The sequence below is a fragment of the Micromonospora sp. NPDC005206 genome (genome assembly GCF_040608175.1).
In the GTDB taxonomy this organism is placed as follows: domain Bacteria; phylum Actinomycetota; class Actinomycetes; order Mycobacteriales; family Micromonosporaceae; genus Micromonospora.
In genome coordinates, this window is record NZ_JBEXHU010000001.1 from 144,946 (window position 1) to 159,771 (window position 14,826).

The 14,826-nt window shown below is 72.5% G+C and carries 11 protein-coding genes; 8 read left to right on the top strand and 3 right to left on the bottom strand.

All coding sequences use genetic code 11. The annotated features are described in order from the left end of the window. Positions 1–28: 28 nt before the first annotated feature. A complete protein-coding gene (locus tag ABZU69_RS00705; RefSeq protein ID WP_354962305.1) occupies positions 29–1,378 on the bottom strand; it encodes an extracellular solute-binding protein in 1,350 nt (449 codons plus the stop codon). A gap of 19 nt (positions 1,379–1,397) precedes the next feature. Continuing rightward, positions 1,398–2,528 carry a LacI family DNA-binding transcriptional regulator gene (locus tag ABZU69_RS00710; RefSeq protein WP_354962306.1) on the bottom strand — a complete coding sequence of 377 codons (1,131 nt, stop codon included), beginning with the start codon at positions 2,526–2,528 and terminating at the stop codon, positions 1,398–1,400. A 238-nt stretch (positions 2,529–2,766) separates the two neighbouring features. Between ABZU69_RS00710 and ABZU69_RS00715 the strand changes: the two genes are divergently transcribed. The 8 genes from ABZU69_RS00715 to ABZU69_RS00750 all read left to right on the top strand — a co-directional run bounded on the left by ABZU69_RS00715 (position 2,767) and on the right by ABZU69_RS00750 (position 13,642). Beyond that, complete coding sequence (locus ABZU69_RS00715; RefSeq protein WP_354962307.1) at positions 2,767–4,095, top strand: Gfo/Idh/MocA family oxidoreductase; 1,329 nt, start codon at positions 2,767–2,769, stop codon at positions 4,093–4,095. 24 nt (positions 4,096–4,119) lie between these two features. Next, positions 4,120–5,553: a glucuronate isomerase gene (uxaC, locus tag ABZU69_RS00720; RefSeq protein ID WP_354962308.1), complete on the top strand. Its 1,434-nt coding sequence runs from the start codon at positions 4,120–4,122 to the stop codon at positions 5,551–5,553. Next, the gene (locus tag ABZU69_RS00725) at positions 5,550–6,854 is read left to right on the top strand and encodes an enolase C-terminal domain-like protein (protein ID WP_354962309.1); all 1,305 of its coding nucleotides are present in this window, start codon (positions 5,550–5,552) and stop codon (positions 6,852–6,854) included. Before uxaC ends, ABZU69_RS00725 begins: the two co-directional genes overlap by 4 nt. Continuing rightward, positions 6,845–8,338, top strand: a complete 1,494-nt coding sequence (locus tag ABZU69_RS00730; RefSeq protein WP_354962310.1) for a mannitol dehydrogenase family protein — start codon at positions 6,845–6,847, stop codon at positions 8,336–8,338. Before ABZU69_RS00725 ends, ABZU69_RS00730 begins: the two co-directional genes overlap by 10 nt. A 54-nt stretch (positions 8,339–8,392) precedes the next feature. Then, a complete protein-coding gene (locus ABZU69_RS00735; RefSeq protein WP_354962311.1) occupies positions 8,393–9,571 on the top strand; it encodes a Gfo/Idh/MocA family oxidoreductase in 1,179 nt (392 codons plus the stop codon). 213 nt (positions 9,572–9,784) lie between these two features. Further along, positions 9,785–11,143 (top strand): pectate lyase, encoded by a 1,359-nt coding sequence (locus ABZU69_RS00740; RefSeq protein WP_354962312.1) that lies wholly within the window; start codon positions 9,785–9,787, stop codon positions 11,141–11,143. Positions 11,144–11,187: 44 nt separating this feature from the next. Continuing rightward, positions 11,188–12,804 carry a polysaccharide lyase family 1 protein gene (locus ABZU69_RS00745; protein WP_354962313.1) on the top strand — a complete coding sequence of 539 codons (1,617 nt, stop codon included), beginning with the start codon at positions 11,188–11,190 and terminating at the stop codon, positions 12,802–12,804. 115 nt (positions 12,805–12,919) lie between these two features. Then, positions 12,920–13,642 (top strand): HD domain-containing protein, encoded by a 723-nt coding sequence (locus ABZU69_RS00750; protein ID WP_354962314.1) that lies wholly within the window; start codon positions 12,920–12,922, stop codon positions 13,640–13,642. Between the two features lie 197 nt (positions 13,643–13,839). Here the strand turns inward: ABZU69_RS00750 and ABZU69_RS00755 are convergent, their stop codons facing one another. After that, on the bottom strand, positions 13,840–14,643 hold the full coding sequence (locus ABZU69_RS00755; RefSeq protein ID WP_354962315.1) for a BTAD domain-containing putative transcriptional regulator: 804 nt from the start codon (positions 14,641–14,643) through the stop codon (positions 13,840–13,842). Between the last annotated feature and the right edge of the window lie 183 nt (positions 14,644–14,826).

The following is a 14,826-nucleotide window of genomic DNA, read 5'->3' on the forward strand; positions in this document are numbered from 1 at the left end:
CTGCTCCTCTCCTCGCCTTGCGGGTCGGTCAGGCGATGGCGGACTTGGCCGCCTGCACGAACTGGGCGGCGGCCTCGGCGGGGGTTGCCCGGCCGTACTGCGCGTTCTCGGCGGCCTTGATCAGCTCGGACTTGACCTTGCTGTGCCCCTTGATCGGCACCTGCGGCGACTCGCCGAACTTCTGGGTCAGCTCCGCCTCGACCGCGATGGACTGCTTCATGGCCGGGTCGGTGGTGTCGTCACTGACCACCCGACGCAGGTCCAGGTTGGACGGCAGGCCGCGGTCGGTGCCGAGCAGCGATACCGCCTCCTGGTCGTTGTTCAGGAAGTTGATCACGTCGACCGCGACATCCTTGTTCTTGCTGCCCTTGAACACCGACCAGTACATCGAGGCCCGGGCCCACTGCGCGCTCGGGTCACCGGGGTAGGCGATCACGCCCAACTCGTCCTTGGTGTTCTTCTTCAGGTCCGGCATCTGGTTGGCCCAGACCCAGGAGGTCGCCGACTTGCCCGTGACCACCAGCTGCTTGGTGACGTCACTGGAGTTGCCCTCGTGGATGACGTCGGCGGTCGGGGTGGCTTTGCGGTCCCGGGCGCCCTTCCAGAGGTCGAACCACTTGGTCACATCCTCGGCGGTGAAGCCCAGTTCGGAGCCCTTGTAGAGATCCTTGCCCTGCTGGCGCAGCCAGACCCAGAGCGCCTTGTAGTCCGCGCTCGGGTCCTGGGTGCCGGGTACGCCGGTCTTCTTCGCAACCTCCTCGGCCCAGGCGATGTGCTGTTCCCACGACATCCCGGTGGTCGGCTCGGGCAGGCTGTTCTTGGTCAACAGCGTCTTGTTGTAGACCAGACCCTGGGTGTTCTCCCCGGCGGCCAGCCCGGCTAGCTTGCCGTCGACCACGCCGTACTGCCAGAGGCTCTTGGGGAACTTGGAGGTGTCCAGCTTGCCGGACTCCTGGTAGGACGTCAGGTCGAGTGTGGTGTTGCGGGCCGCGTACTCGGCCAGGTAGTTGTCGTCGATCTGGAAAAGGTCCGGCGGGTTGCCGCCGGCGGTGAGCGTGGCCAGCTTGTCGAAGTAGCCCTGGTTGGCCTGCCAGGTCTTCTCGAAGGTCACGTTCGGGTGCTTCTTGGTGTAGAGAGCCAGCGCGTCCTCGGTCAGCTTGGCCCGGGCGTCGCCGCCCCACCAGAAGATGGAGAGCTTGACCGGAGCGTTCGGATCGGCGGCGGGGTCGTCGTCTCCGCCGCAGGCGGCGGCGCCGAACATCAGCGGTGCGGCGACCGTCACGGCGAGCAGGCCACGCAGCAGGCGCCGCCGAGGCAGCGCGGTACGGTGACTGCGCCCGACGGACGCGTCAGTGGTGGGGGGCGTTGCGGGGTGCATGTGCGCTCACTCCTCGGCATTAGGAGGCGACGGCGTCACCGGTGGCCGCGGTCGGGATGCCCGGGCCCGCAGGGCAATGCGGGTCCGGGCCACGCGGCGCGGCCAGGGGACGTGCCGGTCGGGCGTGCGGGCCCGGGCCGGTCGAGTCGCGGATGACCAGGTCGGTCTGGAGCATTACCTGTGCGGTGGTACGACGGACGCCGAGCGCTGTGCCGGCACCCAGCCCTCGCGCACCGCGCGGTGACTCGGTGTCCTGTTGCAGCAGCATGTCGACGGCCGTCCGGCCGGCGGCCCCGGTGGGTGTGGCCACCGTCGTCAGTTTGGGGCGGGTGAGCCGGCTCAGGGCGATGTCGTCGACCCCGACGACGCTCACCTCCTGCGGCACCCGGACCCCGAGCGCGTCCAGCCCCTCGATGAGGCCGATCGCCATCAGGTCGTTGTAGGCGAGCACCGCGGACACGCCGCTGCGCCGCACCTGCTCGGCGACCGCGGACCCACCGGTCTCGGTCGGCGCGTTCGGGCCGAGCAGGGTCAGCTCGGCGCCACCCGCCCGGGCGGCCGCGCCGGCGGCTCGGCGCATCTCCCGGTTGGTCCACGAGCTGCGCGGGCCACCGAGCAACGCGATGCTGCGGTGCCCCAGGCCGACCAGGTGCTCGATCGCCGCCCGGGCGCCCTGCCCGACGTCCATCAGCACGCAGGGCAGGCCGGTCACCTGGCGATTCACCACCACCAGCGGCACCTCACGGCTGAGCTGCTCGATCAGGCTGTTGCTCATCCGAGGACTGCACAGCAGCACCCCGTCCACCTGCTTGGCCAGCGCGTGGACCAGCTCCTCTTCCGCGGTCGGGTCCTCGTTGGTGTCGGCCACGAAGACGTGGTAGTCGCGGTGCCGGGCCTGGCTCTCCGCCGCCTTGATCAGCGGCGGGAAGAACGGGTTCGCGATGTCCGCGATGATCAGCCCGATGTTGTGCGTCCGCCCGGTGATCAGGGCTCGTGCGGCCCGGTTCGGCCGGTAGCCCAGATCCTCCGCGCAGGCCAGCACCCGGACCCGGGTCTCCGGGTTGACCAGGTGCGGAGCGGAGAAGGTGCGGGACACGGTGGAGATGTGCACACCGGACGCCCGGGCGACGTCCCGGATGGTGACAGGCACGGCGGCCCCTTCGTCCGATGTGGTGGCGGTCACGTGGGTGTGGCCAATTAATGCAAACGGTTGCTCCAGTGTCAACGGTGAATGGTTACGGCTTTGTTGCGTCCGCACTCCCCCTGGTGACCTAATGCCTCGCAAATACGGACATTAACCGCCGATTACGTCGTCGTCGTTGACGCCGTCGGATCGACCGTGATTACTTCACTGCAAACCTTTGCAGGATCACCGGGGAGGCGACCGCATGTCACCGAGAGCGGACGGCCGGGTCCGGTACGCCGTCGTGGGCACCGGCGCGCGGGCGGAGATGTTCGTCCGGGCCCTGGTGCTCGACCACGCCGACACCACCGAGCTGGTCGCCTTCGCCGACGTCAACCAGGCCCGGATGGACGCGCACAACCGCTGGCTCACCGAGCTGGGCCACCGCCCGGTGCCCACGTACCCGGCCGGCGACTTCGCGGCCATACTGGACAAGGAGCGCGTCGACGTCGTCCTGGTCACCAGCGTCGACGTCACCCACGACGAGTACGTGGTGGCCGCGCTGCGCGCCGGCCGGCAGGTCATCACCGAGAAGCCGATGACCGTGGACGCGCCCCGCTGCCGGCGGATCCTGGACGCCGTGGCGGAGACCGGCGGTCGGGTGACGGTCGCCTTCAACTACCGCTACAACCCGCTGCACGAGCAGGTACGCCGACTGCTCGCCGACGGCGCTGTCGGCGAGATCGGCTCGGTGCACTTCGAGTGGCTGCTCGACGTGCGGCACGGCGCGGACTACTTCCGCCGCTGGCACCGGGAAAAGGCCGTCTCCGGCGGGCTGATGGTGCACAAGGCCAGCCACCACTTCGACCTGGTCAACTGGTGGCTGGACGCCACCCCCGTCGAGGTGTACGCGGCCGGGCGGCTCTTCTTCTACGGCGAGGACGGCCGCCGGCACGGCTACGCCCGCGACTACGACCGGGCGCACGGCTCCCCCGCCGCCGTCGACGACCCCTTCGCGCTGCGGCTGGACGGGCACCCTCGACTGCGTGAGCTCTACCTCGACGCGGAGGCCGACGACGGCTACCAGCGCGACCGCAACGTGTTCGCCCCCGGGGTGAGCATCGAGGACGACATGGCGGTGCTCGCCCGCTACTCCACCGGCGCCACGATGACCTACCACCTCACCGCGTACGCCCCCTGGGAGGGCTATCGGGTGATGGTCAACGGCAGCCGGGGCCGGCTGGAGCTGGAGGTCACCGAGAACGACTTCGTCGACCGGGGCACCGCCGGCGCGGTCAAGGGCGCCGCGCTGCACGGTGCCGAGGCGCCGGCCGAGGGCGGCGGCGCGACGCTCACCCTGCGCCCGTTCTGGGAGCCGCCCCGACAGATCCCCGTCGAGGGGCGCACCCGGCACGGACACGGCGGCGCGGACGCCCGGATGACCGGCGTGCTCTTCGGGGGTCAAGCCGACCCACTGGACCGCGCCGCGACCGCCGACGACGGCGCCCTGGCCCTGCTCACCGGCCTGGCCGCCAACCTGTCCTTCGAGACCGGTCAACCGGTCCGGGTCGCCGACCTGCTCACCCCCCGCTGACCCACCGACGAGGAGCCCATCCCCGTGCCCACGTTCGACAACACCGACCTGCTCCTGCCGCCCGAACCCGGCCAGCGCGCGCTTGCCCGGGAGCTGTACGCCCTCGCCGCGGAGCAACCCATCATCTCGCCGCACGGGCACGTCGACCCGGCCCTGCTCGCCGAGGACCAGCCGTTCCCCGACCCGGCGCAGCTGCTCATCGTGCCCGACCACTACCTGACCCGGATGCTGCTCAGCCAGGGCGTACCCCCGGCGGACCTGGGCGTGCCCACCCGCGACGGCAGCCCGGTGGAGACCGACGGCCGGAAAATCTGGCGGCGCTTCGCCGCGCACTGGCACCTGTTCCGGGGCACCCCGTCTCGGCTCTGGCTGGAGCAGACCTTCCGCACCGTGTTCGGGGTGCACACCCCGCTCGGCCCGGCCACCGCCGACACCCTCTACGACGAGCTGGCCGCCCGCCTCGCCGAACCGGACTTCCGACCCCGAGCGCTGTTCGAGCGGTTCGGCATCGAGGTGCTGGCCACCACCGAGTCTCCGCTGGACGACCTCGGGCAGCACGCCAAGCTCGCCGCCGACGGCTGGGGCGGGCCGGGCGGGCGGGTGGTCACCACCTTCCGCCCGGACGACGTGGTGGACATGGAGTTCGACGGCTGGTCGACCAACGTGGACCGGCTGGGCGAGCTGGCCGGGGAGGACACCGGCACGTACGCCGGCTACCTGGCGGCGCTGCGGGCGCGCCGGGCCGCGTTCATCGCCGCCGGCGCTACCTCGTCGGACCACGGCCACCCCACCGCCCGCACCCTGGACCTGGCCCCGCAGGAGGCCGAGCGTCTGTACGACCGGGGCCGGCGAGGCGAGGCCGACGCTGCCGACGCCGAAGCATTCCGAGCGCACATGCTGATGGAGTTCGCCCGGATGTCACTCGACGACGGCCTGGTCATGCAGCTGCACCCCGGAGCGATGCGCAACCACAACCGCTGGCTGCACGCCCGGCACGGCCGCGACGTCGGCGGGGACGTCCCGCAGGCCACCGAGTACGTGCACGCGCTCGCCCCACTGCTGGACCGCTACGGCAACGACCCCCGGCTGCGGGTGGTGCTCTACACCCTCGACGAGGACACCTTCACCCGCGAGCTGGCGCCCCTCGCGGGCGGATACGCGGCGCTGCTGCTCGGCGCGCCCTGGTGGTTCCTGGACTCCCCCGAGGTGCTGCGCCGGTTCCGGGAGACGGTCACCGAGACCGCCGGGTTCTACAACACCACCGGGTTCGTCGACGACACCCGGGCGTTCTGCTCCATCCCGGTCCGCCACGACGTGGCCCGCCGGGTGGACGCCGGCTTCCTGGCCCGACTGGTCGCCGAGCACCGGCTTCGGATGGACGAGGCGGCCGAGACCATCGTCGACCTGGCGTACCGGCTGCCCAAGCGGGTCTTCAACTTCGGGGAGGCTGACCAGTGACGGTGCGGATCACCTCCGTCGAGGTGCACGACGTACGGTTCCCGACCGCCGCGCGGGGTGACGGCTCCGACGCCGTCAACCGGGGCGACTACTCGGCGACGTACGTGGAGCTGGGCACCGACGCCGGGCCGACCGGCGCCGGCTTCACCTTCACCAACGGCCGGGGCAACGAGATCACCTGCGCGGCGGTCCGCGCGCTCGCCCATCACGTCCTGGGGCGCACGATCGAAGAGATCGCCGCCGAGCCGGTGGCGTTCTGGCGTTCGCTCAGCGCCGACGTGCAACTGCGCTGGCTGGGCCCCGAGAAGGGCGTCATCCACATGGCGACCGGGGCGCTGGTCAACGCTGTCTGGGACCTGCGGGCCACCCTGGCCGGCAAGCCGATGTGGCGGTTCCTCGCCGAGCTGCCCACCGACGACCTCGTCGCCAGCGTCGACTTCCGGCACATCACCGACGCGCTCACCCCGGACGACGCCGCAGCCATCCTCGACAAGGGATCAACCGGAGGGGATGGCCGGCTCGCGGAACTCAAGCAGATCGGTTTCCCTTCGTACACCACCTCCGTCGGCTGGCTGGGCTACCCCGACGACAAGGTGCGGGCGCTGACCCGGCAGGCGTACGACGACGGCTGGCGGGCGATGAAGATGAAGGTCGGCGGCCCGCTCGCCGACGACCTGCGCCGGGCACGGATCATCCGGACTGAGATCGGCCCGGACGCGCTGTTGATGATGGACGCCAATCAGGTCTGGGACGTCGACGAGGCGATCACCGCGATGACCGTGCTGGCCGAGGTGGACCCGTACTGGATCGAGGAGCCGACGCACGCCGACGACATCCTCGGCCATGCCCGGATCGCCCGCGCGGTCGACGAGCTGACCAACGGCCGGTGCCGGGTGGCCACCGGTGAGGTGGCGGCCAACCGGGTGATCTTCAAGCAGCTGCTCCAGGCCGAGGCGATCGGCGTGATGCAGATCGACGCGTGCCGGGTCGGCGGGGTCAACGAGGTCCTGGCCGAGCTGCTGCTGGCGGCGAAGTTCGGGGTGCCGGTCTGCCCGCACGCCGGCGGCGTCGGCCTCTGCGAGTACGTCCAGCACCTGGCGATCTTCGACTACCTGCGGGTGGGCACCGGCCTGGACGGGCGGATGATCGAGTACGTCGACCATCTGCACGAGCACTTCGTCGACCCGGTACGCACCCGTGGCGGCCGCTACCTGCTGCCCGAGCGGCCCGGCTACAGCGCCACCATGAAGCCGGCGTCGATCGCCGAGTTCCGCTTCCCGGACGGCCCGGCGTGGCGGTGACCGACGGCGCCTCCCGGCTCGGCCTGGGAGTGCTGCGCCGGCTGCCCGCCGCGGCCCGACCGCTGGTGCGTCCGGGCACCGTGCCGACCGGTGTCGTACACCTCGGTCTCGGTGCGTTCCACCGGGCGCACCAGGCGGTCTACACCGAGGCCGCGATCGGCGCGGCCGGTGGCGACTGGGGCATCCTGGCGGTCGCCCCACGCAGCACCGCCCTGGTCGAGGCGCTCGCCGCGCAGGACAACCTGTTCAGCGTCAGTGCCCTGTCCGCCGGCGGCAGCGCCACCCGCGTGATTGGCGCGCTGAGCGGGGTACGACACGCGGCCAGCGACCCGGACGCCGTAGTGGCGCTCTTGGCCGACCCGGCGGTGCGGGTGGTGACGCTGACCGTCACCGAGAAGGCGTACCAACTCGACCCGGTGACCGGCCACCTGTGCCCCGACTCGGCGCTCGCCGCGGACCTGGCCGGCGGCCGCCCGCCGAGCACCGTGCCGGGGCTGCTGCTGCGCGGGCTGGCCGCCCGGGCCGCCGCGGACGCCGGGCCGGTGGCGCTGGTCAGCTGCGACAACCTGCCGGCCAACGGGCGGCGGCTGCGTGGCCTCGTCGACCAGGCGGTCGGCCGGGCCGTCGGGGTGCCCGCCGGGCTGGTCGACTGGGTGGCCGGCAACGTCACCTGCCCGGGCACCATGGTGGACCGGATCGTGCCCGCCAGCACTCCGGAGACGATCGACGCGGCCCGCCGGGCGCTCGGCGTGACCGACCTGGCGGCGGTGGCTGCCGAGCCGTACGCGCAGTGGGTGATCGAGGACGACTTCCCGGGCGGGCGGCCGGGTTGGGAGCACGCCGGGGCGGTGCTGACCGGCGACGCCGGCCCGTGGGAGCGGTTGAAGCTGCGCACCCTCAACGGCGTGCACTCGGCCGTCGCGTACCTGGGGGCGCTGGCCGGCCGGGAGACGATCGCCGACGCGCTGGAGATCCCGCACCTGACCGACGTGCTGCGCCGGCTGATCGCCGAGGAGGTGGCGGCCAGCTTCACCCCACCGGACGGGGTGCGGGTGGTCGACTACGGCGAGCAGGTCCTGGCCCGGTTCGGCAACCCGGCGATCCGGCACCGCACCCTCCAGGTGGCGATGGAGGGCTCGCAGAAGCTGCCGCAGCGGGTCCTGCACACCATCGCCGACCTGCGCGCGGCCGGGCGGTCCGCACGCTGGGCCGCGCTGGTGGTGGCCGCCTGGTTACGTTTCGCGCTGGGCCACGCCGACGACGGCCGGCCGCTGCCGTTCCAGGATCCTCTGGCCGAGCCGATCCGGGCCGCGCTGGCCGCCGGCGCGCAGAGCGCGGCCGGCGCGGTGGACGCGGTCTTCGCGCTGCGCGAGGTCGTCCCGGCCGAGGTGGCCGAGGACGACGAGGTACGGGCCGAGGTGACCGGCTGGCTGACCGCACTGTCGCGGCACGGCGTCGAGGCGACGCTGGCAGGTGCCCGGTGAACGGGCCGGCGCTGGCAGGCGCCCGGTGAACGGCCCGGCACTGGCAGGTGCCCCGTGAACGGGGCGGCAGCGCCGACCCGGGTAGCGGTGATCGGGGCGAACGGGCACGGCCGGTGGCACCGGCGGGTCATCGCGCCGCTGCACGCCGCCGGTCGGCTGCGGCTGGTCGCCCTGGTCGACGTCCGGCCGGTGGAGGTAGACCCGGACGCGCCGGTGCCGCCCGGGGTGGACGTGTTCATCGACCACCGCGCGATGCTCGCCGCGACGCGCCCGGAGGTGGTGGTGATCTGCACCCCGCCACACACCCACCTGCCGATCGCCCGGGACGCCCTGGCCGCCGGCGCGGACCTGCTGCTGGAGAAGCCGCCGGTGCTGTCGCTGACCGAGCACGAGGAGCTGACCACGGCGCTGGCGGCGGCCGGTCGGGTGGCCCAGGTCGGTTTCCAGGCCCTCGGCTCGGCGGCGCTCACGGCGCTGACCGACGCGCTGGCCGCCGGCCGGCTGGGCACGGTCACCGGCATCGCCACCGTCGCCGCGTGGCAGCGGCCGGACGGCTACTACGCCCGCTCCCCGTGGGCCGGTCGCCGGAGCGTGGACGGCCGTCCGGTGCTGGACGGCGCCCTGGCCAATCCACTCGCGCACGCGGTGATGCAGTGCCTGGCGGTCGCCGAGGCGCTCGGCGGTGCGCCGCCGTGGCCGGTCGCGATCGAGGTGGAGCGCTATCGGGTACGACCGATCGAGGTGGAGGACACCGCGGTGCTGCGGGTCCGGTTCCGCGCCGGGCCGCCGGTGCTGGCCGCGGTCACCCTGGCGGCGGAGGAGTTCGTGGCGGGCGAGGTGGTGGTCACCGGCACGGCGGGCCGGGCGGTGCTGGAGTATCCGACGGACCGGTTGCGCCTGCCCGGGGACGTGGTGACCCGCCGGGTCCCCGGACGGCGGGGGCTGCTGGAGAACCTGCTCGCCCACCGGGCCGACCCGGTGGGGGTGCCGCTGATCGCGCCGCTGACCCGTACCGCCCCGTTCACCGCGCTGCTGGACGCGCTGCGGGCCGCGCCGGAGCCCCGACTGCTCGACGGCGAACTCGTCTCCGTGGTGGGCGACGGCGGGGAGCGGGTACGCCACCTGCGGGACGTGGTCGACGTGCTGCGCCGGGCGGCCGAGCGGGGGTTGCTGCCGGGTGAGCTGGCGGTGCCGTGGGCGGTGCCGGCGTACCGCGCGGAGCTGGCGGGATAGGAGGCGACGGCAACCGGAGTGCAAACACCGCCCGGACTCGTTCGGGCCGCATCGGACGGATCCCCGGATACCCGACCCGCGACGGTCGGGGCAATGCCGGTCGAGCCCGACAACTGCAACATTCCTGCACACATCACATATTGACTCTCATAAATCTATGAACCTACCGTTCCTGGTGACTGCCGAACCACCACCAGCGAACGGGAAGAATCGATGCGCAGAGTCCTCACCGCCGCTGCGGTGACCGCCCTCCTGCTCGGTGCCGCTCCGGCCGGCGCCGCCCCCCGCCCCGACCCCTCAGGCGCCGCCGACCGGCTGTCCCGGGCGGCCCACCACCTGGGCCGGCAGGTGCTGCCCGAACGCGACGGCTGGGCGGCCGAGGGCACCGGGACCACCGGCGGCTCGGCGGCGACCCCCGAGCGGACCCGGGTGGTCCGCAGCCGGGCCGAGCTGGTCGCCGCGCTCGGTGGCGACAACGCCAGCAACGCCACCGACGCCACCCCGAAACTCATCTACGTGGACGGCGCTGTCGACGGCTTCGAGGGGCCCGACGGCACGCCCCTGAGCTGCGCGGACCTGGCCGACCCGGAGTACCGGCTGGACGCCTACCTGGCCGCGTACGACCCGGCGGTGTGGGGCCGGGTGCCGCCGGCCGGGCCACTGGAGGAGGCCCGGGTGCGCTCGGTGGCCAGCCAGACCCGGCAGACCCAGCTCAACGTCGGCTCCAACACCACGATCGTCGGGCTGCGCGGCGCCCGGTTGACCGGGCTCACCCTCATGATCGACCGGGCGTCGAACGTCATCGTCCGCAACCTGACCTTCGTGGACGCCCGGGACTGCTTCCCCGCCTGGTCACCGACCGACGGCGAGGCCGGCAACTGGAACAGCCAGTACGACCAGATCTCGGTACGCCGCAGCGAGCACGTCTGGGTCGACCACAACACCTTCACCGACGGCGACAACCCGGACAGCGCCCAGCCTACCCACTTCGGACGGCCGTACCAGGTGCACGACGGTTCGCTGGACGTCACGCACACGGCCAGCCTGGTCACCGCCTCCTGGAACCGCTTCATCGGGCGCGACAAGCTGATGCTGATCGGGTCGTCCAACACGGTCGGCCCGGACGTGGGTCGGCTGAAGGTCACCCTGCACCACAACCTGTTCGACGGCGTCCTGCAACGGCTGCCGCGGGTGCGCTTCGGCCAGGTCGACGTCTACAACAACCACTACCGGCTCGGCGGGGACGACTTCCAGTACGCGCTCGGCGTCGGCGTGCAGTCCGCGCTGTACGCCCAGGACAACTTCTTCACCCTGGACGCGGCGGTCGACCCGGGCGACCTGCTGTACGACTGGGGCGGCACCGCGCTCACCGAGCGGGGCACCTGGGTCCGCCAGGGCGGCGGCCCGGCCCGGCCGGTCGACCTGCTGGCGGCGTACAACGCGGGCCACGACCCCGACCTGGGCGCCGACGCCGGCTGGACGCCCACCCTGCGCCGCGGCCCGGTCCTGCCGGCGCCGCTCGTCCCGCTCCTGGTCGGCCCGCTCGCCGGCGCGGACCGGCTGCCGGTCTGACCGACCGGCCGCCACCCCACCCCACCCCACCCCGAGGAGATCCCGTGCGCATCCCGCACCTACCCCGAGCGGCGCTGGCCGCGGCCGGCGCCGGCCTCACGGCCGTCGCGCTCGCCGCCGGCGTGACCACCGGCGCCCGGGCGGCCACCCTGTTCGGCGACACCTTCGACGACGGCAACGCCGACGGCTGGTCCAAGTCCGGCGGCGACTGGTCGGTGGTCACCGACGGCACGCCGGCCTACCGACAGGCCAACACCGGCAGCGAACTGGCCCGGGCGTTCGCCGGGCAGACGAGCTGGACCGACTACCAGGTCCAGGCGCGGGTCAAGCCCCTGTCGTTCAGCGGCGCCAACCGGCTGGTCGCGCTGGCCGCCCGCTCCGGCAGCGCCACGAAGATGTACCGGCTCGCGCTGACCAACGCCAACCGGGCCGAACTCCAGGTGGTCAACGGAAGCTCCATCACCGTGCTCGGCTCGACCGCGCTCACCGTCACCACCGGCACCTGGTACACGCTGCGCCTGGAGACCGCCGGCAGCACCGTGCGCGGCTTCGTCAACGGCGCGCAGGTCGGCGCCGGCACGGACACCGCGTACGCGGCCGGCCGGATCGCGCTGGTCACCGCGTACGCCAGCGCGGTCTTCGACGACGTCGCGGTGGACGGCGCCGGCGGCGGACCGACCACCCCGCCCACCACCACGCCACCGCCCACCGACCCGCCACCGACCGACCCGCCGCCCACCACCCCGCCGCAGACCGGACTGGCCGGATGGGCCACCCAGAACGGCGGCACCACCGGTGGTGCCGGCGGCGGCACGGTGACCGTCACCAGCGCGACGGCGCTGGCCAGCGCCGTCGCGCTGCAGGGCGACGCGCCGGCGACCGTTCGGGTGAACGGCACCTTCAGCTGCTCGACGGAGATCCGCAGCGGCTCGAACAAGACGATCATCGGAGTGGGTGCCAGCTCCGGATGGTCCGGCTGCGGGCTCAACCTGCGCGACGTCAGCAACGTCATCGTCCGCAACCTGAACATCTCCAGGGTGCGGGCCGGGGTCGGCAACGGTGACGCCATCCACATGGACAACGCCACCAACGTCTGGATCGACCACAACGACCTGTCCAGCGACACCACCAGCGGCACCGACTACTACGACGGTCTGCTGGACATCACGCACGGCTCGAACTACGTGACCGTCTCCTGGAACAGGCTGCACGACCACGTCAAGTGCTCGCTCGTCGGGCACAGCGACAGCAACTCCGGCGAGGACACCGGCCGGCTGAAGGTGACCTACCACCACAACGCGTTCAGCAACTGCTTCCAGCGCAACCCGCGGGTGCGCTTCGGCAACCCGGTGCACGTGTACAACAACTACTACGTGAACACGGCCAACCCGTCCTACAGCTACGGCATCGCCACCACGAACGGCGCCGGCGTGCTGGTCGAGGGGAACTACTTCGAGAACATGACCGACCCCACGCACGTCGGCGAGGGCTCCTCCCCCACCGGCAACCTGGTGGCCCGCAACAACCAGTTCGTCAACTCGGGCACCCCGCAGACGGCCGGCTCGGTGGCCGTCATTCCCTACCCGTACACGATGGACGCCGCGAGCGGCGTCAAGGCGACGGTGACCGCCGGCGCCGGCACCGGACGGATCACCGGCTGACCCCGACCGCCCCCACGACCGGGTCGACGCCCGCACGGCGTCGGCCCGGTCCGGTGCGGTCGGGTCGGCGACGCACGGGACCATCAACCTGGTGAAGATCGGCTATAAGTGACGCATGGACTTCCCGCCGCACCTGGGCAGCATGCCGATGCACGCGATCACCGAGATCCACGGCGAACCGGGCCTGCTGGAACGCTTCCGGTTGGAGATCCACCAGTTCGACGACGCCGCCCGGGCCCGGCTGACCGCCGCGCTCGACCTGGCCGCCGACCTGCACCGCGACGACCGGCGGGTTCGCGAGCCGTACCTCAACCACCTGCTGCGGGTGGCCATCCGGTTGATGCACCACTACCAGGTGCGCGACGTCGACGTGATCGTCGCCGGGTTGCTGCACGACGCCGTCGAGGACCACCCGGCCGAGTTGGCCGACGGGGGCGGCGACCCGCGCGCGGGAGCGCTGGCCACGCTGGCCACCCGGTTCGGGCCGCGGGTGGCGACGCTGGTCGCCGCCGTCACCAACCCGGTGTACGACCCGCAGCGCGACCGCAACACGCAGTACCGCGAGCACCTGAGGGTCAGCCTGGACCGGGAGCCCTGGGCGCGGGTGATCAAGGTGTCGGACTTCACCGACAACGGGGTGGGCGTGATCCACACCGTCGGGCCGAAGGTCGTCTCCTCGGCGATCAAGTACCGGCCACTGGTGCCGCTCTTCCGCGACCTGATCGGCCGGCCCGACACGCCGCTCTCACAAGCGGTGAAGCGACACATCTTCAGTCAGCTCGACCTGGCCGAGGAGCGGTTCAGCGCGATCCTGGACCAGCCCGTCCACCCGAACTGACCGGCCGGCATCGCCTTCATCGGCCCGGTCGGGGCTCGCGGTGCACCACCTCGCGGCCGGCGGATCAGCGTCGAATCCGGGGCGGGGTGCGCCCGATGGCGATATACCTCTGAGTCATAGATATACCCGTGAGGTATATCGGTCTGCCGCGAGTCCCCGCCTCGTCCGTCTGCGGACCGCGTGGTCCGGGTGATCGACTACCGTGCGACCCGCCCGGCTGGCTCCACTGATGCGCCCTCATCCGAGTGCAGACCGCTCCGCACCAGGTGCGCCAGCCAGGGTGTCGGGGCGACGCCGAGCTCCCGGCCCAGGTCCGCACGGAACAGCTCGAATCGGCGTACCGCCTCGTTGATGTTCCGCTCGGCCAGGTGTACGGCGATCAGCGTCCGGGTGGCGCTCTCCCGCAGCGGCTCCAACTGCACGGCGGTCAACGCCACCTGCACGGCCTCGCTGAACCGGCCCTGCGCGGTGAGCCGCTCGGCGAGCGCCTCCAGCGCGTGCAGCTGCGTCTGGCGCAGCCGTTCCCGCTCGGTCAGGACCCAGTCGTCGTACCAACCCGGCAGCAGCTCGCCGGTCGCCAACGCCGGCACTCCGTCGCCGGCGCTCACCGGCGACCCGCCGGCCAGCAGCGCGGCCGCCGCCGCACCCAGGGCGGCCACGTCGCTGGTCACCCCGGCGGCCAGGGACAGCCGGTCGTCCTCCTCCAGCAGCGGCTCGGGGGTGACCCGGTGCAGTCGCCACAGCATGGTGCGCAGGTTGGCCCGGGCCCGCTCCTCGTGCGAGCCGGGCCAGAGCGTGCCGGCGGCCTCCGCGCGGGCGCACCGCTGGCGTACCCCTAGGTAGGCCAGCAGCCGACGGGCGCCCTGCGGCACCGCCACCGGCCGACCCTCGCGTTCCAACCCGAACCCGCCGAGCAGGCGCAACGCGTACCGGGGAGGCGGCCCCGCGTCGGCCTCGGGTGCGCCGGCGCGGAGGTCGTGTGTTACCTCGTGAACAACCATGCCTGCGCCCTTTCGCACCCGATCGTACCGTGGCAGTTCCACGCTCGGGTGTGGACGGTCGACGCGCCAGCGCTGTGTCGTCACACCGACCCGGCGAGCGGCGTGGAGCAACCGTTCGCCGGAGTCGGTACCGGCCGTTCAGCGCAGCTTGCTCAGCGTCTGGGCGTAGCCGGTCCACTCCGC